Annotated in this window: 14 protein-coding genes; 9 read left to right on the top strand and 5 right to left on the bottom strand. The window is 58.0% G+C overall.

Annotation, left to right across the window (positions count from 1 at the left end):
• Positions 1 to 100 precede the first annotated feature (100 nt).
• The gene (locus tag GT571_RS05630; protein WP_099432190.1) at positions 101 to 1,066 is read right to left on the bottom strand and encodes a response regulator transcription factor; all 966 of its coding nucleotides are present in this window, start codon (positions 1,064 to 1,066) and stop codon (positions 101 to 103) included.
• A 330-nt stretch (positions 1,067 to 1,396) separates the two neighbouring features.
• Between GT571_RS05630 and ptcA the strand changes: the two genes are divergently transcribed.
• From ptcA to GT571_RS05610, 4 genes are all read left to right on the top strand, one after another.
• Positions 1,397 to 2,470, top strand: a complete 1,074-nt coding sequence (gene ptcA / locus GT571_RS05625) for a putrescine carbamoyltransferase (protein ID WP_099432189.1) — start codon at positions 1,397 to 1,399, stop codon at positions 2,468 to 2,470.
• 133 nt (positions 2,471 to 2,603) lie between these two features.
• On the top strand, positions 2,604 to 4,043 hold the full coding sequence (locus GT571_RS05620; RefSeq protein ID WP_099432188.1) for an APC family permease: 1,440 nt from the start codon (positions 2,604 to 2,606) through the stop codon (positions 4,041 to 4,043).
• Positions 4,044 to 4,327: 284 nt separating this feature from the next.
• Entirely contained in the window at positions 4,328 to 5,533 is a 1,206-nt protein-coding gene (locus tag GT571_RS05615; RefSeq protein ID WP_117743247.1) for an agmatine deiminase family protein, read from the top strand.
• A 500-nt stretch (positions 5,534 to 6,033) separates the two neighbouring features.
• Positions 6,034 to 7,431: an APC family permease gene (locus GT571_RS05610; protein ID WP_099432185.1), complete on the top strand. Its 1,398-nt coding sequence runs from the start codon at positions 6,034 to 6,036 to the stop codon at positions 7,429 to 7,431.
• A 95-nt stretch (positions 7,432 to 7,526) separates the two neighbouring features.
• On the opposite strand, the gene GT571_RS05605 is transcribed toward GT571_RS05610, so the two are convergent.
• Complete coding sequence (locus GT571_RS05605; RefSeq protein WP_157758004.1) at positions 7,527 to 7,718, bottom strand: hypothetical protein; 192 nt, start codon at positions 7,716 to 7,718, stop codon at positions 7,527 to 7,529.
• A gap of 90 nt (positions 7,719 to 7,808) precedes the next feature.
• On the opposite strand from GT571_RS05605, the gene GT571_RS05600 reads away from it, so the two are divergent.
• The 3 genes from GT571_RS05600 (at position 7,809) to GT571_RS05590 (ending at position 12,207) form a co-directional block, all read left to right on the top strand.
• Positions 7,809 to 8,801 carry a LuxR C-terminal-related transcriptional regulator gene (locus tag GT571_RS05600; protein WP_161155978.1) on the top strand — a complete coding sequence of 331 codons (993 nt, stop codon included), beginning with the start codon at positions 7,809 to 7,811 and terminating at the stop codon, positions 8,799 to 8,801.
• A gap of 307 nt (positions 8,802 to 9,108) precedes the next feature.
• The gene (locus tag GT571_RS05595) at positions 9,109 to 10,737 is read left to right on the top strand and encodes an amidohydrolase (RefSeq protein WP_099432183.1); all 1,629 of its coding nucleotides are present in this window, start codon (positions 9,109 to 9,111) and stop codon (positions 10,735 to 10,737) included.
• An 87-nt stretch (positions 10,738 to 10,824) separates the two neighbouring features.
• Positions 10,825 to 12,207 carry an MATE family efflux transporter gene (locus GT571_RS05590; RefSeq protein WP_099432182.1) on the top strand — a complete coding sequence of 461 codons (1,383 nt, stop codon included), beginning with the start codon at positions 10,825 to 10,827 and terminating at the stop codon, positions 12,205 to 12,207.
• Between the two features lie 138 nt (positions 12,208 to 12,345).
• Here the strand turns inward: GT571_RS05590 and GT571_RS05585 are convergent, their stop codons facing one another.
• A complete protein-coding gene (locus GT571_RS05585; protein WP_161155976.1) occupies positions 12,346 to 13,146 on the bottom strand; it encodes a LuxR C-terminal-related transcriptional regulator in 801 nt (266 codons plus the stop codon).
• A 181-nt stretch (positions 13,147 to 13,327) separates the two neighbouring features.
• Between GT571_RS05585 and aguA the strand changes: the two genes are divergently transcribed.
• Both aguA and GT571_RS05575 read left to right on the top strand, forming a co-directional pair.
• Positions 13,328 to 14,449 (top strand): agmatine deiminase, encoded by a 1,122-nt coding sequence (aguA, locus tag GT571_RS05580; RefSeq protein WP_161155974.1) that lies wholly within the window; start codon positions 13,328 to 13,330, stop codon positions 14,447 to 14,449.
• A 189-nt stretch (positions 14,450 to 14,638) separates the two neighbouring features.
• The gene (locus GT571_RS05575) at positions 14,639 to 16,189 is read left to right on the top strand and encodes an RNA-binding domain-containing protein (RefSeq protein ID WP_161155972.1); all 1,551 of its coding nucleotides are present in this window, start codon (positions 14,639 to 14,641) and stop codon (positions 16,187 to 16,189) included.
• An 82-nt stretch (positions 16,190 to 16,271) separates the two neighbouring features.
• On the opposite strand, the gene GT571_RS05570 is transcribed toward GT571_RS05575, so the two are convergent.
• Together GT571_RS05570 and GT571_RS05565 are read right to left on the bottom strand one after the other, a co-directional pair.
• Positions 16,272 to 16,916 carry a GNAT family N-acetyltransferase gene (locus GT571_RS05570; protein WP_099432178.1) on the bottom strand — a complete coding sequence of 215 codons (645 nt, stop codon included), beginning with the start codon at positions 16,914 to 16,916 and terminating at the stop codon, positions 16,272 to 16,274.
• A gap of 407 nt (positions 16,917 to 17,323) precedes the next feature.
• On the bottom strand, positions 17,324 to 18,355 hold the full coding sequence (locus GT571_RS05565) for a 3-deoxy-7-phosphoheptulonate synthase (RefSeq protein WP_161155970.1): 1,032 nt from the start codon (positions 18,353 to 18,355) through the stop codon (positions 17,324 to 17,326).
• Positions 18,356 to 18,548 lie beyond the last annotated feature (193 nt).

The following is an 18,548-nucleotide window of genomic DNA, read 5'->3' as shown; positions in this document are numbered from 1 at the left end:
AAGCGTACTTTTGTACGCGACCGACGATTGAACGTCAGATTGCCGCCTAGGGGCGCTTGCAGCGTCGAGCCGTTACGCGGTTTGGTAAAACCGCGTAACTTCATCGCTTCCAGAAGTGGAGGATGAGCGTGGTGCGGTTTTGCTGTTCGGTTTTGACCAGGATGTTGTGGATGTGAGTCTTGACGGTGCCCACGGCAAGGAATAGCTCGTCAGCAATCTCTTGGTTCGACTTGCCCAGCACAACAAGGCGCATGACTTCGGTCTCACGGTTGGAGAGCCTGTAGGCGTTACGATAGAAGGGCATTTGCTCTTCGATGTGTCGATCAAGATCGCTGACGTTCTTTTCCTCGGGCGCCTCCTGCATGCGGATTGAAAGCACGTGGTAGGAGTAGATAATCAGCAGAATTGCAAAGTAGCACGCAAAGACGTTTTCGCTAAAGTTGCGCTCGGACAGATATAGCTGCAGCCAAGAGGGCGCCAGACTCATGGGGACGACAAGGATGTTGTAGAAATCCTCGGCAACGATGCAACCGACCAGGATGGCGCCGATAATCAGGTGCTTTCGCTGGTTGTTGACGCGTGCCTTCAGCTCAACCTTTGTACTCTTATGAGCCGTCCAACAGATATACAGTCCCACAAAGACAAGGAATACCTGACGCATCGTGTAGTAGAGCCACTGATGCATGGGGCCGGAGGGGACAGCGATGATAATCAGCGACTCGCACAGCAAAAACGTTAAGACGGGGATAACGAACTGCTTTTTAGAATGTTTGTCGAGCAAGTCCATGGCAATCAGCCAAATAAAAGCCTGTGAAGCGGTCGCCACAAGGGTCCGCATTACAGGCATGGTAATTGCGTAATAGTCATTGGCCGGAAAACTTCGGTTTTGCAACGTGTATTCAAAAAAGAAGATCTCGGTCATCTCGATGGCGTAGCAAATAAAAACGCCGCCGCCATAGATAAAGAAGCGTCGACGGGACGAGGCATAGGCGGCAAGCGAAAGCACTGCCGTCACAATACAGATCACGAGTATTGCTAGGGTATAGAAGAACATGAGTGTGTCCATCTGTCACCGTCCTGTCTCATTTGATCTCTTATAGAGCCCGCTATATCCCCCGGGTATACATGCCTCAGCCGTTCGTTCCATTGCGGATTAAACGCCAAGATACAGCATAGCCGTATACCGTTCACGGTTCCAGACGGTAAACCCCCTGTAAACTCTTGACCTGCGGGTTTATATTGGATTAGAGAGGGTGTAACTCCGTGAACGGTCTTTAATCCCGAATAAACTAGGTAAAAATTGCATACGGGTGAATGATGGTCTTGTCAACACGAGGCGTGATGTTCGAGCGCCTCATAGTTAATAGTCGGCAAGACCGGCGGAAAGGAAATCGACATGGCACTGCCTAAGGATTTCATCGACACCAACGACTTCACCAAAGAGCAGATCCTGGCTATCGAGGATCTTGGCCTGGCAATGAAGAAGGCCATCAAGGTTGACGGTTATTATCCGCACCTGCTCCGCAACAAGAGCCTTGGCATGATCTTCCAGCAGGTCTCCACCCGCACCCGTCTTTCCTTCGAGACCGCTATGACCGACCTCGGCGGCCATGCTCAGTTCTATGGCCCTGGCACCATCCAGCTCGGCGGTCACGAGTCCCTGGGCGACACCGCTCGCGTTATGGGCTCGCTGCTCGACATCATGATGGCTCGCGTTGACCGTCACAAGGACGTCGTCGGCCTCGCCGAGGGCTCCGCTGTGCCCGTCATCAATGGCATGTCCGAGTTCAACCATCCCACGCAGGAGATGGGCGACCTCATGACCATGCTCGAGAACCTCCCCGAGGGCAAGAAGATCGAGGACTGCACCCTGGCCTTCATCGGCGACGCCACCCAGGTCTGCGTCTCCCTCATGTTCATCGCCTCCAAGATCGGCATGAAGTTTGTCCAGTTTGGACCTAAGGGCCACCAGATCCCCGACGGCGGCCTGCACGTCGGCACCGTCGAGGAGCGCGCCGAGTTCGGCAAGCAGATGATGGCCATCGCCGAGGAGAACTGCAAGGTTTCCGGCGGCTCGGTTGTTATCTCCGACGACATCGAGTGCATCAAGGGCGCCGACTTCATCTACACCGACGTGTGGTATGGCCTGTACGACGAGGAGGTCTCGGGCGAGAACTACATGGACGTGTTCTATCCCAAGTATCAGGTCACCATGGATATGATGAACTTCGCCGGCCCCAACTCCAAGTTCATGCACTGCCTGCCGGCCACCCGCAACGAGGAGGTCGTCGACGAGGTCATGGACGATCCCGAGCGCTCCCTGTGCTGGGTCGAGGCCGAGAACCGCAAGCACTCCATCCGTGCTCTCCTTGCCGCCCTGGGCAAGCGCACCCCGCTCAACGACGAGGGTGTCGAGTACTCTGCCAAGGCTGAGCTCCACGCCGCTCTCGAGGCTCTCGAGCAGCTCTAAGCCTCAAGGCTTCTAAAAGCACGTTTGCGGGCGGCGGATGCTCGTCTCCTGTCGCCCGCTCACCGAGGCCCAAGCAATTGCCTTAATACCTTAGGGCCTCGGATCTGTCCAAGACTGAGCGAAGGAGCTCATCATGAGCGACGGAAAGAAAAAGCTTTCCTTCTTGACGGTCATTTCGACCATCATCTGCGTCGTCTTCGTTTGCGAGGCCGCCGCACCTGCTGCCGCCATTGGCAACCAGCAGTTCTTCTGGTGGATCTTCCTGATCCTGACCTTCCTGCTTCCCTATGGCATGGTTGTCGCCGAGCTCGGCACCACCTATGACGGCGAGGGCGGCATTTACGACTGGGTACGCGATGGCCTGGGCGACAAGTGGGGCGCCCGCATTTCGTATTACTACTGGGTCAACTACCCGCTGTGGATCGCCTCGCTGGCCACCATGTTCCCCGACATCCTGGGCATGGTCTTTGGCGTCGAGTTCAACCTGATTGCCAAGATGGGTATCGAACTTGCCTTTGTGTGGATCGTCTACCTTATGGGCCGCTCCAAGGCTGCCGACTCCGAGTGGGTCCTCAACGGTGGCGCCATTATCAAGGTCGCCGTTGCCGTTATCGTCGGCGCCCTGGGCATCTGGTATGCCATGGAGAACGGTTTTGCGAACGACATGTCCGCTGCCACCTTCCTGCCCGAGCTCACCAACACCAACGCTCTTGGCTACCTGTCCATCATCATCTTTAACTTCATGGGCTTCGAGGTCATCTGCACCATGACCGACGACATGGCCGATCCCGCTCGCGATATTCCCAAGGCTATCATCGTCGGTGGCGTGGCTATCGCCGTCATCTACCTGTTCGCCGGCTTCGGCATCGGCGCCGCCGTGCCGGCCGACTCCATCGACCCCGACTACGGCATGATCGTCGCAGTCCAGACCATGGTGGGCGACTCCATGATCTTCAAGGTCATCTGCATCGCCTTCCTGATCACCCTGTTCGCCAACATGGCCGCTTGGTCCTTCGGCGTCAACTCCGTCGCCCGCTACGCTGCCGAGCACGGCAACATGCCCAAGGTCTTCGCCTCGATGATCTCGGATGACGACATGCCCAACGGCGCCAACCTGGTCAACGCCGTCGTTGCCTCCCTGGTGCTGTGCCTGCAGCTCGTTCCCATCGACGCCATCTCCAACGGTGTCTTCTGGATGCTCTTCGGCACCTCCGTCGTCTTCCTGCTGCTGACCTACATCCCGATGTTCCCGGCGTTCCTCAACCTTCGTAAGAACGACCCCAACCGTGAGCGCATCTTCACGTTCCCGTTCAAGGGCGCGATGATGAAGGTCATGCTGGCCATCCCCTGCATCGAGCTGGTTCTTGCCATCGTTGCCACGCTGATCCCGTTCTCCGCTGCTGAAATTGGCGACAAGGTCCCGATGATCGTCATCTTCATCGTGCTCGTGCTCATCGGCGAGGTCGTCCGCGTCGTCAGCGCCAAGGGCCGCAAGGAAGAGTACAAGGGTCTGACCCCTGAGCTCGCAGCCCAGCGTCTCGCTGAGGAGGCTGCCGAGGCCGAGGAGAACTAGAGCACCCGGATTCGGGGCTCCAACCCTCATCATCTTCTAACCATTCCCTGGGGTGGGTGTGAGCGATAGCTCCGGTAACCACCGCCCACCCCAATCTCTCTCCGTATCCTTCGTGCGTTTTGTCTCCGCGCACTTGGTTACGTCGTCGCTTGCCGGTGCGATTCCGTGAAAACCGGCACCGGGCGCCCCGACCTTTGCCGGGGAACGGGCGCCTACCATCTCTTGGTTTTAGGCTGCGGGTAACCCGCCCGCAGCAAGCGATCGTTCGATTTGGAGGAAATCTTATGCGTACGATCACCGAGTCCGAGTCCACCCCCAAGGCCGACGGCTTCTTCATGCCCGCCGAGTTCGCCCCGCAGGATCGCGTGTGGATGGGCTGGCCCCACCGCACCGACACCTGGGCCCACGGCGCCAAGCCGGCCCAGAAGCAGTATGCCGCCATCGCCCGCGCCATCTCCGAGTTCACCCCGGTCTATATGTGCGCCAACCAGGTCGACTACGCCAACTGCAAGGCCGTCTTCGAGAACGACGAGAACGTCACCGTCATCGAGATGACCACCGACGACGCTTGGTTCCGCGACACCGCCGCCACCTACGTCATCAACGGCAAGGGCGAGAAGCGCGCCAACCACTGGCACTTCAACGCCTACGGCGGCCTCGTCGATGGCCTGTACTTCCCGTGGGACAAGGACGAGCAGATCGCCCTCAAGATGGCTGAGCTCTCCGGCTGCCGCCGCTATCGTCCCGATGACATGATCCTCGAGGGCGGCTCCATCACCGTCGACGGCGAGGGCACCCTTGTCGTGACCGACCAGTGCCTGCTTTCCCCGGGCCGCACCTGCTCTGCGGTGCTCGAGGAGGAAGAGGATCCCGAGTCCATCTGGCCCAAGTACCACAAGAAGTTTGAGCCCTGGAGCGAGGAGCTTCGCGCCTACATGGACGAGCACCTCAAGGATTACCTGGGTGTCGAGAAGGTCATCTGGGTCAAGGAGGGCATCGACCCCGAGGAGACCAACGGCCACATCGACGACGTCGCCACGTTCATCGCCCCGGGCGTCATGGCCTGCATCTGGACCGACGATCCCGAGTATCCGTTCTACGAGCAGTGCCACGCCGCCTACGAGACCCTCTCCAACGCCGTTGACGCCAAGGGCCGCAAGATGAAGGTCTACAAGCTCTGCATGCCCGTGAACCCGCTGTTCATGGACCAGGCCTCCTGCGACACCATCGACGCCGACGAGAACGCCGAGCCGCGCGTCCCCGACGAGCCGCTGATCGCCTCTTACATGAACTACCTGGTCACCAACCACGGCGTTATCGTCCCGCAGTACGGCGACGAGAACGACCAGCTGGCCGTTGACACGCTCCAGAAGATCTACGACGAGGTCTGGGGCGAGGGCGTCTACAAGTGCGTCGGCGTTCAGTCCGAGCAGGTCGTCTTCGGCGGCGGCAACATCCACTGCATTACCCAGCAGGAGCCGTCGGCTTAATCGTCTGGCTTTCCGAGGCACCCCATCTCGCCGCTCAAGCCGTCGCTCGCGTACCAAAGTACGCTTCGCTCCTCTTTCGCGGCGACCTGGGGCACCTCGAAAACCCAGTCGATCAATCGGACAGGGACTACCTGATTGATTGGTTGGGTTTTCTTTGGGCACTCCGTTGCCTCCACATCGGAGTGCCTTTTTCTTTGATTGAATACGCGTCTGATCTGGGATTTATTGCGGGTTAGGCCAATTGTTCGCTTGAATTTCCCAGGTCAGACGCGTATTCAATTGCTGATAGTTTCCGGTTGCGAGCGCGACCGTTTTGATCGGAGTATCTATGTACCAGCGTATCGTTATCTACACGCGCCTGTTCCGCGAGCGTTGGTCCAACAATTGCATCCTCTCCTCTCTTTGGGATGGCACCTGTACCGGTGACGCGGCCTGCAACCCTACCTTGGGCTGCGCCTTCGGTACAGATGCCATCCTTTTTGCTGTAGGGGGAGCGTGCCGTGGCAGGTAAAAAGTTCTCCCTGTTCGAGGTCATCCTCTCGGTTATCTGCGTTGTCTTTACCATCGAGGCGGCTGCTCCGGCATCTGCCATGGGTAACGTGCAGTTCTTCTGGTGGATCTTCCTCATCATTACGTTTTTGCTTCCCTATGGCCTGGTGGTGGCCGAGCTGGGTACGGCGTTCGATTCCGAGGGCGGCCTGTACGACTGGGTTCGCCTGGGCTTGGGCGACCGTTGGGGCGCACGCTGCTCCTGGTGCTACTGGGTCAACTTTCCACTGTGGGTGGCAAGTATCGCCTGCATGTTCCCCAGTGTTATCAATGCGGTATGGGGCATCGAATTTTCGCTTGGGGTCCGAATTGCCATCGAGCTTGCCTTTGTGTGGGGCGTCACGGTCATGGCAATGCAGCCGGTGGCCGAGGCCGATTGGGTCATGGATGGCGGCGCCGTCATCAAGGTGCTCATTACCGCCGTGGTGGGAATCGTCGGCATCTGGTTTGCCTGCAACAACGGCTTTGCCAACGATATGTCGTTTAAGACCTTTGTCCCCAATCTGGGAGACACTAACTCACTGACGTATCTTTCGATCATCCTATTCAACTTTATGGGCTTTGAGGTGGTCGCGACCTTTGCCAGCACGATGAAGAACCCGTCGCGCGATATTCCCAAGGCGGTTATCGCCGGTGGCGTTGCCATTGCGGCAATTTACATCATTTGCGGCATCGGCATTGGGGCTGCGGTTCCCACCGAGCAGCTTTCGCTCGATTCGGGCATTGTGGACGCGGTTGCCGCCATGGTGGGGCGCAGCCACCCGCTGACGATGATTGTGGGCATGGCCTTTTTGGTGACGCTGTTCGCCAACATGATCTGCTGGAGTTTTGGCGTCAACAACGTGGCGAGCTATGCCGCGCGCCATGGCAACATGCCGCGTCCCTTTGCGCTGGTGTCCAAGAAGACCGGCATGCCCAACGGCTCGGCACTCATTAACGGTTGTTTTGCCAGCTTGGTGCTGCTACTTCAGATTCCACTGGGTGAGGGTTCCGACGTTTTTTGGGTCTTCTTTTCGATGAACGTCGTCTTTCTGCTCATGAGCTATATCCCGATGTTCCCGGCGTTTTGGCGCCTGCGCAAATACGACGACCGCCCGCGCGTGTTCCGCGCGCCCTTCGAGGGCAAGGTGCTTGCGGTAGCGCTTGCGGTGCCGGTGATAGAACTCGTGCTTTCGATTGTTGCGACAATCGTGCCGCTTAACAGCTCGCCCGCCGAGATGTCAAAGTTGCCGATCCTCATGGGTGTGGTGATCGGCGTGTTGCTGGGCGAGGTTTCGCGCCTCATATCGCGCCGCGGCCGCAGTGTCGACAATCCCGGCGTTGGCGTGTGTGGAAAACGCAAATCGTGAGGGGGTTCGGTTCGACAGCGCGGGACTCAAAACCGGAGTTGCTTCCGAGTTAACAAATTGCTGCGAGGATTACTGCGGCAATCGTGAAGGTTATGCTAGCAGTTGTGCTGCTCGATATCAGAGGAGAGTTTAGGCGCAAAGTAGGGGACATGGCCCAGGTAGGGGCAGCTGTCGTTGCGTTCATCAACGATGCAAGGAACATCATCGTAGGTCATGGTCGAACCGATCTTGGCGATGGCCTTGGCGGCAGGCGCGACAATAATCTTGAGCGGTGCAATCGGTGCCATGGCCTCTCCTTTCGATCTTGGTATTCGTTCGATGTTTCTACCATAACCGTAATGCAGAATCAAGCTGGTTGTGCGCGGAATGAGGGTAGTATGAGCTTCGCATTCTTTATCTACACGATTCTTGTCATGGGCGTTGGATTGGTGACGGCATCTACTGCGCTCGTAATATGGCTCATGACTCGTCGACGCGATTGTTTGGTGGCGGCCGCGGGCTTCCTTCTCTATATCTTCGATATGTCGGTGATCTTCTTTGATGAGTACAACCGGCTCAAATATGACTATGTGGTGACGTTTAATGAGCCGCTTCAACATCCGTTACTGCGCTGCGCGCTGGGCGTGGCGATTCTTGCGTGCGTATGGCTTTGGGTAACGTTTCGCTTACACGATGAGGTGACCGTTAAGCGCGTTGCCGCATATGTCGTACCGATCGCCGTGCTTCAGCTTGCTCTGGTGCCTCGTACTGGCTTTGCGGGCCAGGTTCAGCAATATCTTTTTTGGCTTTCGCGCGATTTGGGAATGGCATTCTGCTTGGTATATGCTTACGCCTGCTATCGCAAGACGGAGAATAGGGCTGAGCGGCTCGATCTTGAGCGCTCTCGGACGTTCTTTCGCATAGCCTGCGTGCTTACCGTGATGGTGGTTATCGAAGATACCTATATGATCCTATTCTGCACGCCTGACGTTGACAACGTGATGGTGAGCGCCTTTTTATGGTATCTGGGCGAGCGGAATATCTCAGAGAATTTATTGTTTGTGGCTGCAGCCGTTCGGCTATTTAAACAGTTCAGCCATATCTTACGTGTGTTCTCGCGTCACCCTCGTGCCGATGAAGAGGTAGCGACAGAGCGCCGTGATGCACGGGAGGACCTTGTCTCGCGTGTTGTGATTTTCTCGGACGAGCATGGGCTTTCAAAGCGTGAACAGGAAGTGCTTACACTCGTATTGCGTGGACTCGATGTCCAAAATATTGCTAACGAACTTGTGATTAGTCCGGGTACCGTCAAGGCTCACCTGCATCGCATCTATGTAAAGAGCGAAGTCAAGGCGCGTGACGACTTGATTGAGACATTCTGGCGCTCGTAAGGCTGGAGTGGTTCGGCTGACAGCGTATCGCAGACCACTTGGCGTAATGAAGCGACAATAAACTTTGACAATAAAATACCTGCTCAGACGTGTAAACCTGCTTAACCCGTCCGTTCGCTCGCTTCCATCTTGGCAGCTTGTGCAGGAGGTGCGTCAATGGGTGTTGACACGGGGCGTAGGGCGCTGGACAGACGCCCGACCGCTCGTAGGCACGTGTCATGTAGGGAGCGACAAATGCTCCCTCACCGATTGGGCGCGTCGTATCGTGGCGCTCATCCATTGTCCTGTAACGTCTGAGGAGGCTCATATGGACAAAGCGGATTTAGTCATCAAAAGTAATGCTGTGTTCACTGGTGACGGGCTGGCCCCGTTCAAGGGCGGCGTTGCCGTCGCAGGTGACAGGATTGTTGCGTGCGGCGAGGATAAGTACCTCGACGCTTTTATCGGGCCCGATACCGAGGTGCGCGACTATGGCGATAAGCTCGTCATGCCTGGCATCATCGACTCACACACTCACTATGCCCAGGGCGCCTTTGTGTCCGATCCCGATTTCGCCGTCAATCTCATCGATTGCACAAGCTTTGAGCAGTGTATGGAACGCGTGCAGGCGTTTGCCGAAGACCACCCGAACAACGAGTGGATCGTGGGCTATCAGGTTATTCAGTTCCAGTGGGACGTGCCCGAGATGCCTACGGCAGCAATGATCGATGAGTACATTTCGGACCGTCCGGTCTTTTTGCAGCAGGTTGACGTGCACACGTTTAGTGCCAACACCTGCGCAATCGAGAAAATCGGCATTACTGCTGAAACGCCAGACCCATCAGGCGGCAAGATTCTTAGGGATGAAGCTGGCAACCCCACTGGGGTCTTCTCGAATAACGCGGGAGCCCTTTTCTTGGATGAGGTATACAATCCTGCCCCCGAGGTGGCTAGTGCTTCCTTTGCCAAGACCGCGCATCGTGCCAACGCTCTCGGTATTACGACAGTCGGCATGGTTAACCCCACTTTTGTGAGCATGGATAACCCCTATAAATTCCTCGCGGAACTCAACCGCAAGGGCGAACATCCGTTGCGCGTGTTCATGTACACAGACCTTTTTGAGAACGAGGCCATGACGCTCGAGGAGATTCGGGCGAAATACGACTTCCCGGGCACGCAAGTTGAGTGGCATGGCTTTAAGCAGTTCATTGACGGCGTGTGTTCCGATCATACTGCTTGGATGCTCGAGCCCTATGCTAATGCTCCCGAGACCTGTGGCGAGCCGGCTGAGGAACCGGAGCGTGTGCGCAAAGCCATCCTTAAAGCGCTTGAGTGGGGTGTCGACACGCGCATCCATGCCATAGGCGATCGTTCCGTACGCTTTATCCTGGACTGCTTCGAAGAGGGTGAGAAGCGTTACGGTCTTATGGGCTGTCGTCACTCCATGGAGCACAACGAGACTGTTCAACCTGAGGATTTGCCGCGCTATGCGGAGCTCGGCGTCTGTCCGGCCATGCAGCCGTGGCATATGCTGCTTGATATGGCCGACTTGGCAAAGGACGACGCCGTTGGTCCCGAGCGCGCGGCGCTCTCGTGGCCAATTCATAGCCTGCTCGCGAGCGGTGCCTGCGTGCATCTGGGCTCCGACTTTCCGGTCGTGGGGCTTGAGCCTATGGAGGAAGTCTATGGAGCGGTCTACCGCATGCTCGAGGATGGATCTAATCCTGAGGGTTGGTTCCCCGAGGAGCGAATCACCATGGCCGAGGCCCTGCGCGCATACACCTACGGCGCTGCCTACGCTATGCATGCTGAGGACCGCATCGGCACACTCGCCTGCGGCAAGCAAGCCGACATCTGCGTACTCGACCGCAATCTCTTTACCTGCGAGCCGGCAGAGGTGCTCGAGGCTACCGCAGCCCTCACGATGATCGCCGGCAAGGTGGTCTTTGAGGCATAGCGCCATCGCTTGGCCGGGCGGCTTGGCGCCAGTTGTCAGCCGCCTGACATCCATTCAGCACTACTCTCTCAAGGAAAGGGGAGAACAATGGCAGAAGAAGTAACCGCTGCCGTGGAAGAGGAGCGCGAGCTCGCCTCCCAACCGATTCCCGGCCTGGTGCGTAAGTACACCATCGTCACCGGCCAGGGCATGCTCGCCCAGATCATCATGGTGGTCCTCGAGGGCCTCGTGATGGGTTGGGGCCTGGGTGCCCACGGCCTGGCCTGCGTCTCGATCATCATGTCGGTCGAGTACATCAACCTGGCCTTTGGCAACCTGTTTGGCACCGGCGTGCCCGCCGTGGTGGGCAACCTTTTGGGTGCCGGCGACATTAAGGGCGCAAGCAAGGCTTTTAGCCAGGGCTTTTGGCTCACCACGATTGTGAGTGTGCTGCTTGCTGTGGTGATGGCCGTGTTTACCGAGCCCATCTGCGCATTCTTTGGCGCCACGCCCGACATCATGGCCGATACCGTTGCCGGCGTGCGCACCTTCGCCGTGCTGCTGCCGCTCACGGTCATTGGCCAGATGGTCACCGCTGTGATGCGTGTGGACGAGAAAGTACAGATTCAGGCCAACCTCATGACCGTTTCGGCCATCGTCGCCATCTGCTGGCTCGCGCTTTCCACGTTTGTGCTCAAGTTTGGCGTTATGGGCGCCGGCGTGTACTACGGGCTTTCCATCGGTATCTGGGCCATCGGTATCTTCTGGTTCATCGGGGGCAAAAAGTCCCAGCTCCAGATTAGCCTGGCCGACCTTAAGCTCGACCTCGCCGTCTGCGGCCAGATCCTCAAGATCGGCTTCCCGTTCTTCCTGGTCCAGGGCGCGACCTTTATCTTTAACACAGTTGCCAACTCGCTTTTGGGCTCGCTCGGCGGCGACATGGGCTCGCTCTACATCGCAGCCTTTGGCGTGATCAACGGCTACATCCTCTACATCACCATGATGGTTGCCCAGTGCTTCTCCTATGGCCTGCAGCCCATCGCTGCCTTCAACGCCGGTGCAAAGGCTTGGGCACGCCTTAAGGAGACGCTCTCCTGCACGCTTAAGTACCAGGTTGTGACGCTGGCGCTGGTCACCGTCGCGCTCTGGCTTGCCGCCACGCCGGTGTGCGCCTTCTTTGCCGGCAGCGATCCTGCGCTCGTTGAGGTTGCCGCCAACGCCACGCGTACCGTCATCCTGGCTGTTGCCCTGGGCTATCTTGCCATGACCATGTCGATATATTTCCAGGCGGTCGAGAAGGTTGGTGTCGCCACGTTTACCGGCCTGCTTCGCTATGTGATCTGCTCGGTGCCGCTTATGTACCTCCTCGGCAACATGATGGGTGTTGAGGGCGTGTGGATCGCCCTGGTGGTGGCCGACGCCATTACCGGCATCATCTCCATTGCGCTCGCCGCGCACGAGTCCAAGCGCCTGAGCGGGCTTCCCGCGTAGCCAACGCGCGCTTGCGACACATGACAGCGACTGTTTAATGCAAGCCGCCGCAGATGCTCCCAAGGCGTCTGCGGCGGTTCTTTGCAACGAGGTTCAAATAGGCAATCTACCAGCGCTACTTTCAAATTAAAGGCCGGCTTATGATTGTTCTCGAACCAATGCCATGAGGCCCAGGCGGTTTTTGACGCCGAGCTTGTGATAGAGGGCGTTGACATGCTTTTTTACGGTCGACTCCGAGATATAGAGCTCCTCGGCCATTTCGCGGTTGGTCTTGCCGGCAAGCATCATCTTGAGCACCTCTGCCTCGCGGGGGAGGACTTCGAGCTCGCTGATGAGCGCCTCTAAGGGGTTCTCGCAAGCTTGCTGTGCGGTGCTCTGCGCAAGGATCCCGTACAGGCGCAGGCTCAGGTGCCGCGCGAGCTGGCGTAGGGCTTCGAGCTCTTCGTCCGAAAAATCCCCCGCTTCTCGTGCGCGAAACAGCGTGAGCGACCCCAGGGATGTGCTCCCGTGCGCGAGCGTGGCAGTGCAGCCATAGTAGATGCCGAGCGGCTTCATCCACTCCTGATAGATGGGCGTTGCGTTGCGGCGCTCGACATCCACAAGGTCCAGGTCGCGATAAACATGCACGTTGTGAACGTCAAAGCTCCAAAGGGTGTAGTCAAAGGCGGCATAGCGTTCGTAGTAGCTCTCGAGCTGGTCTTCTGCCATGCCACGGGCAACGGGGCTTACGAATTCTGTCTGTCCGTGTGTGCCGGCGCGTGCGATATCAAACATCGAGGCCCGGTGCGATATCACCTGATTAACTCTATCAAGAAGCCCGGCTTGAAGCGTGGCGAAGTCGTCGCAGCCATGAATCCATAAGGCGCATTCGTTGAGGGCGGACCAGCGGCTCCCGTGGATCTCATCGGGGTTAAAGCGGGTATGCGTGGTATTGGTCATGGATGTCCTTTCATGCGGCTTTGTCAGTATGACACGTCTCGCGCGCCACTAGAACTTTAGGTCAGTGAACGGTGTCCTTTTGGGTGGCGAAAGGGTCCCCTAGGCCCATTGAGAGTGGGCTTCCGGAGCCGCACAATGGGGCCGTCATCACAAAGGGTCGTCCATATCGTTAGGAGCCAACATGAAGACCATTTACGAGAGCGAGTCTACGCCAAAGAAGGACGGATTCTACATGCCCGGCGAGTACGAAGAGCAGGAGCGCACCTGGATTTTGTGGCCGCATCGCTCGGATGTGTGGCGCTGCGGTGCCAAGCCGGCGCAGAAGGTCTTCACCGAGATCATCAAGACCGTTGCACGTTTTCAGCCCATCACTGTGGGCGTCAACACCGAAGACTTCCCCGCGGTGTGTGAGATCTTCGACGGCGTTGAGAACGTGCGCGTTATCCACATGGAGTACAACGACAGCTGGATTCGCGATCCCGGCCCGGCGTTCCTTGTCAACGACAAGGGCGACGTGGCACTCTCGCACTTCCACTTTAACGCGTATGGCGGCTTTATCGACGGTCTGTATTTCCCGTGGGACAAGGATGCGAGCATCGGCTTGCAGGTGGCACAGCTCGAGCAGGTCAACCGCTATCGTCCCGAGGACTACATCCTCGAGGGCGGCTCGTTTAACTGCGACGGCCAGGGCACCGTGGTGACCACCGAGATGTGCCTGCTCAATGAGGACCGCAACCCCCAGTACACCAAGGAGCAGATCGAGGAGAAGCTTGCCGAGTACCTGGGCATCGAGAAGGTCATTTGGATCAAGGATGGCATCGACCCGTTTGAGACCAACGGGCACGTGGACGACGTCGCATGCTTTAGTGCGCCCGGCGAGGTCTGCTGCATGTGGACCGATGATCCCAACCATAAGTTCTACAAGGAGTGCCAAGAGGCGTATAAGACGCTTTCCGAGACGACGGATGCCCGTGGCCGCAAGCTCAAGATCCACAAGGTGATTATGCCTGCGACCTCGGTATATATGACCGAAGAGGAGGCCAGCACGATTGACCCCGTCGAGGGCGTGCTGCCGCGTACTCCCGAGGACGCCTTTGAGCCCAGCTACCTCAACTTCCTGCCCATCAACGGCGCAGTGCTTGTACCGCAGTTCGGCGATCCCAATGACGCCCAGGCGCTCAAGGATATCCAGGCTGCTTATCCGGACCGTGAAGTCATCGGTATCATGACTCGCGAGGTTATTTACGGCGGCGGCAACATTCACTGCATCACCCAGCAGCAGCCCAAGGCGCGCTGCAAGTAGAGGCGGTTGCAGGCACACGGGGTAGTGTCGATATGACCTGGGGCCCGCTGGCGCACACGCTGGCGGGCCCTTTTGCGTGCGGCGGGCAGCGTTGCACGCGGGCACTCGGGTCTAAGCGAGGGTACCAGGGGCCTTGCTTATCGTCGATAGTTGGTCTAGAATCGTCGATAGTCGATGATAGGGGGTAGCATGCAGCTTGTTGAAAGTGAGACCGTGGAGTTCAAGTGCACATTTACCCCTAAGCTGCTCAAAGCTGTGGTGGCGTTTGCCAATTCGAATGGCGGTACCTTGTATATCGGAATCGACGATTTTGGCAGCATCGTCGGCGTGGACGATATCGATGCCACCATGCTTCAATGCTCTAATGCAATAACCGATGGCGTGTATCCCGACGTTTCTGAAATCACGACGGTCTCCGCATTGGACATCGATGGCGCAGCGTTGGTGAAAATCGAGGTGGAAGCGGGTCCTCACAAGCCGTACTGCCTGTGCTCGAAGGGATTTGTTCCCGCCGGGGTATATCGGCGCCTAGGTCCTGCCAACGTGCCCATCGAGATGGCCCAGATCCGCTCGATGATCAAGCGCACCGACGGCGATTATTTTGAGACCGCGCGCTCTCATGAACAGAGCTTGACGTTTTTTGAAGCCGAGCGGGTCTTTAGGCGCGCGGAGATTACGTTTGACCAAACCTCTCAAAAGAATCTCGGCCTTATCGATGAGCTGGGCTTTTACACCAATTTGGCACTGCTGGTCTCTGACCAAAACCCCTTTGCAGTCCGCGCTGGCCTCTTCAACGACGATGCGTATACCGAGTTTATCGACCGCCAGGATGGCGAGGGCTCGATCTTCAGGCAGATAGAGGATATCGAACGGTTCCTCAATATATCGAACGCAACGCGTATGTACTTTGTGCCGGGAAGGCTCGATCGCATAGATAAGGACGACTATCCCCGCGAGGCTGTTCGAGAGGGAATTCTGAACCTGTTTATCCATCGCGACTACGAATCTTCGGTGGCGTCTCTTATCAAGATGAGCCGTACGGCGCTTGAATTTACCAATGCGGGAGGGCCGCAGCACATCAGCGTCGAGGAGGCGCTTGCGGGCGGCTCGGACGCTCGGAATCCAAAGCTGCAACTGCTCTTTTTGCGTCTGGGGATGGTTGAGGCGTTTGGAACGGGCCTCAAGGGGATCCGTGCGCTCTATGAGGCAGAAGGGTTGGAACCCGAGGTCTGCGCCTACCCTGCAATGTTTAGGTTGTCGCTGCCCAACGTCAACGCCGTGCGCAATTCCTATCTGACGCCTCGTGGCAATAGCGGTCCCAACTTGCGTGGGGATTACAGCGATTATGAGCAGCTCGAGCGGGAAGGGGCGCTGCCGCCCGATGTTTCGCAGGCGTTTGCATCCGTGCGAGCGCAGCGAGAGGGGCACGTGTCGATGAATGGCGACTGCGGCCACGAGGTGCGTGCCAAGCTCGTGGAGGAGCTTGGCTTTGATGTTGCGTGCAAGGCGTCCGCGATGCTACAGGATGTCTCGGACGAGCGACGTGGTGGATACGCTCGCGCCTTGATTCGCTTTGCCCTTGAGCGGCCCCGCGGTTTTACGCGCCAGGATGCTTCGGACGCTCTGGGAACTGGGCGCGACGTGACGCTGCGGGTTATCAACGGTTTGCTTGAGGAAGGCGCACTCGTTAAAGAGGGGCGCGCTCGGGCGACGAGATATCGCGCTGTCGGGCAGGTTTAGGGACGGGCGGTCCGGCCCCCTGGGGTATTCCTGGGCAGAGGCCAAGGGCCGGGTGCCCGGCGCACCTTGATTGAAGGGGTACTTAGAGCGTGCCTCCGTACATATAGACGATAAATCCGTCACCGGTGTCTTGGCTGTGGTCCTCTAGGATGCGCTTCATGTTGAGGTGCTCGTAAAACTGCCAGTCGGAGTTGCAGTCGCTCATCAGAAAGAATTTGGTGCAGCCTGCCTTGGCGAGCTCGGCGCGCGCAAGGTCGATGAGCTCGCGGCCGAGTCCCTTGCCCTGCCATTCAGGCACAATGATAATCAAGTTGAGCTGACCCTGGGCATATTCGTTGCCTGTGGCGGCAAAGCGATCCGCTGTGGCCTTTTCGCGGCTGTCTCCAAAGAGCGAGCCCTCGAGCTTGGCATCGGCGGTCTTTGCCATCTCGGTTGCCTGGGCGAACATCTCGTTATAGCAGGGCTCCCACGTGGGATTGGTGCGCGGCTTGCCGTCCTCGAAGATGCCGATGCAGCAGGCGGCGATAATGCGGCCCTCGGTCTCGGCGACGAGTGCGATGGGGGAGCGCTGCAGCTGCATGGCGATGTTAAAGCGCGCGCAGAAATCGGCAGCTTCGACGTCGCCGCGGTTGCGCAGCGTGTTGCACCACAGCTGGTTGTAGATGGCGGCGATGCCGGCCAGGTCATCGAGCGTGGCGGCGCGCAGGGTTACGTTGTCAAGGCTCATGGAGGCTCCTTCCAAGTTGGGTCAGGCCACCTCTGAGTGTGACATGGCCGCAGAGCGCCCGCATCAATCATTCGGCAGACGAGCCACGATACCTCGGGGACGGAGGGCCCTAAGAAGGAATGAGGGCGGATTTTCGGACACTCTCATTCTGGGTAGTCGTTGGGGACGTTCTTAAACGACTGGTCAAACAAGAGCGTCCCCAACGACTACCCCAAGGAATGTCCCAGACTGCCGGCAGAAAAGGAACGTCCCTAACTGCCGCATCCGGAGTAAGACAACGCCGCAGGTAGAGGACGGACAGCGACCGGGTCGCATTTGAGACAAGGTGACGTGAAACGAAAGGGCGCTGACCTTCTGGTCGCGCCCTTGAAGTTGAACGTCAGATTGTCCAAATGCGGCCCGCGTAACTAAACCCGCTCCGCGATCTCGTGGATGAGGTAGTCGGTCTTTTCCCAGCCCAGGCACGGGTCGGTGATCGACTTGCCAAAGACGCAGCCATCGACCGGCTGGTTGCCGTCCTCAAGGTAAGACTCGATCATAAAGCCCTTGACCAGCTTGGAGATGGACTCGTTGCGGCGGCAACTGTCGAGCACCTCCTTGCAAATGCGATACTGCTCCAGCGGACGCTTGCCCGAGTTGTCGTGGTTGCAGTCGATGACCGCTGCGGGATTGGCATAGCCGGCGTGCTCGGTATAGCGCTCGGCCAGGCGCTCCAGGTGCTCGTAGTGGTAGTTGGGATAAGTGCGGCCGTCGAGGCCGATGTAGCCACGCATGACGGCGTGCGCGAGCGGATTGCCGTCGCACTCAACCTCCCAGTTGCGGAAGATGAAGCTCTGATGTGCCTGGGCGGCGTAGATGGAGTTGAGCATGACGGTGGTGGAACCGGCGGTGGGGTTCTTCATGCCGACGGGCACCGAAATGCCGCTCGACACCAGGCGATGCTCCTGGTTTTCGACCGAGCGCGCGCCCACGGCAACGTAGCTCAGCAGGTCAACGAGGTACTGGTAGTTGGACGGATAGAGCATCTCGTCGGCGGTAAAGAAGCCAGTCTCCTCGATGACGCGCAGGTGCATGTGGCGGATGGCCTTAACGCCTTCGAGCAGGTCATCGGGCGCCTCGGGGTCGGGGTTGTGCAGCAGGCCCTTGTAGCCGGTGCCTTTGGTGCGCGGCTTATTGGTATAGACGCGCGGAATGATGATGAGCTTGTCCTTGACCTCCTCGGCGACCTTGGCCAGTCGGTTCATGTACTCAAGCACCGAGTCCTCGCGGTCGGCAGAGCACGGGCCGATGATGAGCACCTTGCGTGCGTCCTCGCCGGTAAAGACCTTGGCGACCTCGGCGTCGAATGCCTGCTTTTTGGCGGTAAGCTCGGCGGAAAGCGGCATTTCCTTGCGGATCTCCATGGGGATTGGCAGCTTGCGTTTAAATTCCATGGCCATAGGGACCTCCTCAATCAAATAAGTCAAAGCGTGAATTGTCGAATGCACGGCATTATCCGCTGTCGCATGCTAAAGTGCAAGCCCTTGTCACCCTGAAACCTGCCAAAAAGGGACAGCCTTGATTATCAACTTTATCCGAACACCTCCCACATTCATCCGCACATGTGCGGATGAATGTGGGAACCCGATACCC

Origin of the sequence: Collinsella aerofaciens (assembly GCF_009876115.1) — a bacterium.
Lineage (GTDB): Bacteria > Actinomycetota > Coriobacteriia > Coriobacteriales > Coriobacteriaceae > Collinsella > Collinsella aerofaciens_N.
This window is presented reverse-complemented; position numbering and strand designations above follow the sequence as displayed.

What these genes read in the sequence shown, in the direction of transcription:
- GT571_RS05630 (WP_099432190.1), bottom strand. Translation starts at nt 1,066, where the DNA reads ATGGACACACTCATGTTCTTCTATACCCTAGCAATACTCGTGATCTGT.
- ptcA (WP_099432189.1), top strand. Translation starts at nt 1,397, where the DNA reads ATGGCACTGCCTAAGGATTTCATCGACACCAACGACTTCACCAAAGAG.
- GT571_RS05620 (WP_099432188.1), top strand. Translation starts at nt 2,604, where the DNA reads ATGAGCGACGGAAAGAAAAAGCTTTCCTTCTTGACGGTCATTTCGACC.
- GT571_RS05615 (WP_117743247.1), top strand. Translation starts at nt 4,328, where the DNA reads ATGCGTACGATCACCGAGTCCGAGTCCACCCCCAAGGCCGACGGCTTC.
- GT571_RS05605 (WP_157758004.1), bottom strand. Translation starts at nt 7,718, where the DNA reads ATGGCACCGATTGCACCGCTCAAGATTATTGTCGCGCCTGCCGCCAAG.
- GT571_RS05600 (WP_161155978.1), top strand. Translation starts at nt 7,809, where the DNA reads ATGAGCTTCGCATTCTTTATCTACACGATTCTTGTCATGGGCGTTGGA.
- GT571_RS05595 (WP_099432183.1), top strand. Translation starts at nt 9,109, where the DNA reads ATGGACAAAGCGGATTTAGTCATCAAAAGTAATGCTGTGTTCACTGGT.
- GT571_RS05590 (WP_099432182.1), top strand. Translation starts at nt 10,825, where the DNA reads ATGGCAGAAGAAGTAACCGCTGCCGTGGAAGAGGAGCGCGAGCTCGCC.
- GT571_RS05585 (WP_161155976.1), bottom strand. Translation starts at nt 13,146, where the DNA reads ATGACCAATACCACGCATACCCGCTTTAACCCCGATGAGATCCACGGG.
- aguA (WP_161155974.1), top strand. Translation starts at nt 13,328, where the DNA reads ATGAAGACCATTTACGAGAGCGAGTCTACGCCAAAGAAGGACGGATTC.
- GT571_RS05575 (WP_161155972.1), top strand. Translation starts at nt 14,639, where the DNA reads ATGCAGCTTGTTGAAAGTGAGACCGTGGAGTTCAAGTGCACATTTACC.
- GT571_RS05570 (WP_099432178.1), bottom strand. Translation starts at nt 16,916, where the DNA reads ATGAGCCTTGACAACGTAACCCTGCGCGCCGCCACGCTCGATGACCTG.
- GT571_RS05565 (WP_161155970.1), bottom strand. Translation starts at nt 18,355, where the DNA reads ATGGCCATGGAATTTAAACGCAAGCTGCCAATCCCCATGGAGATCCGC.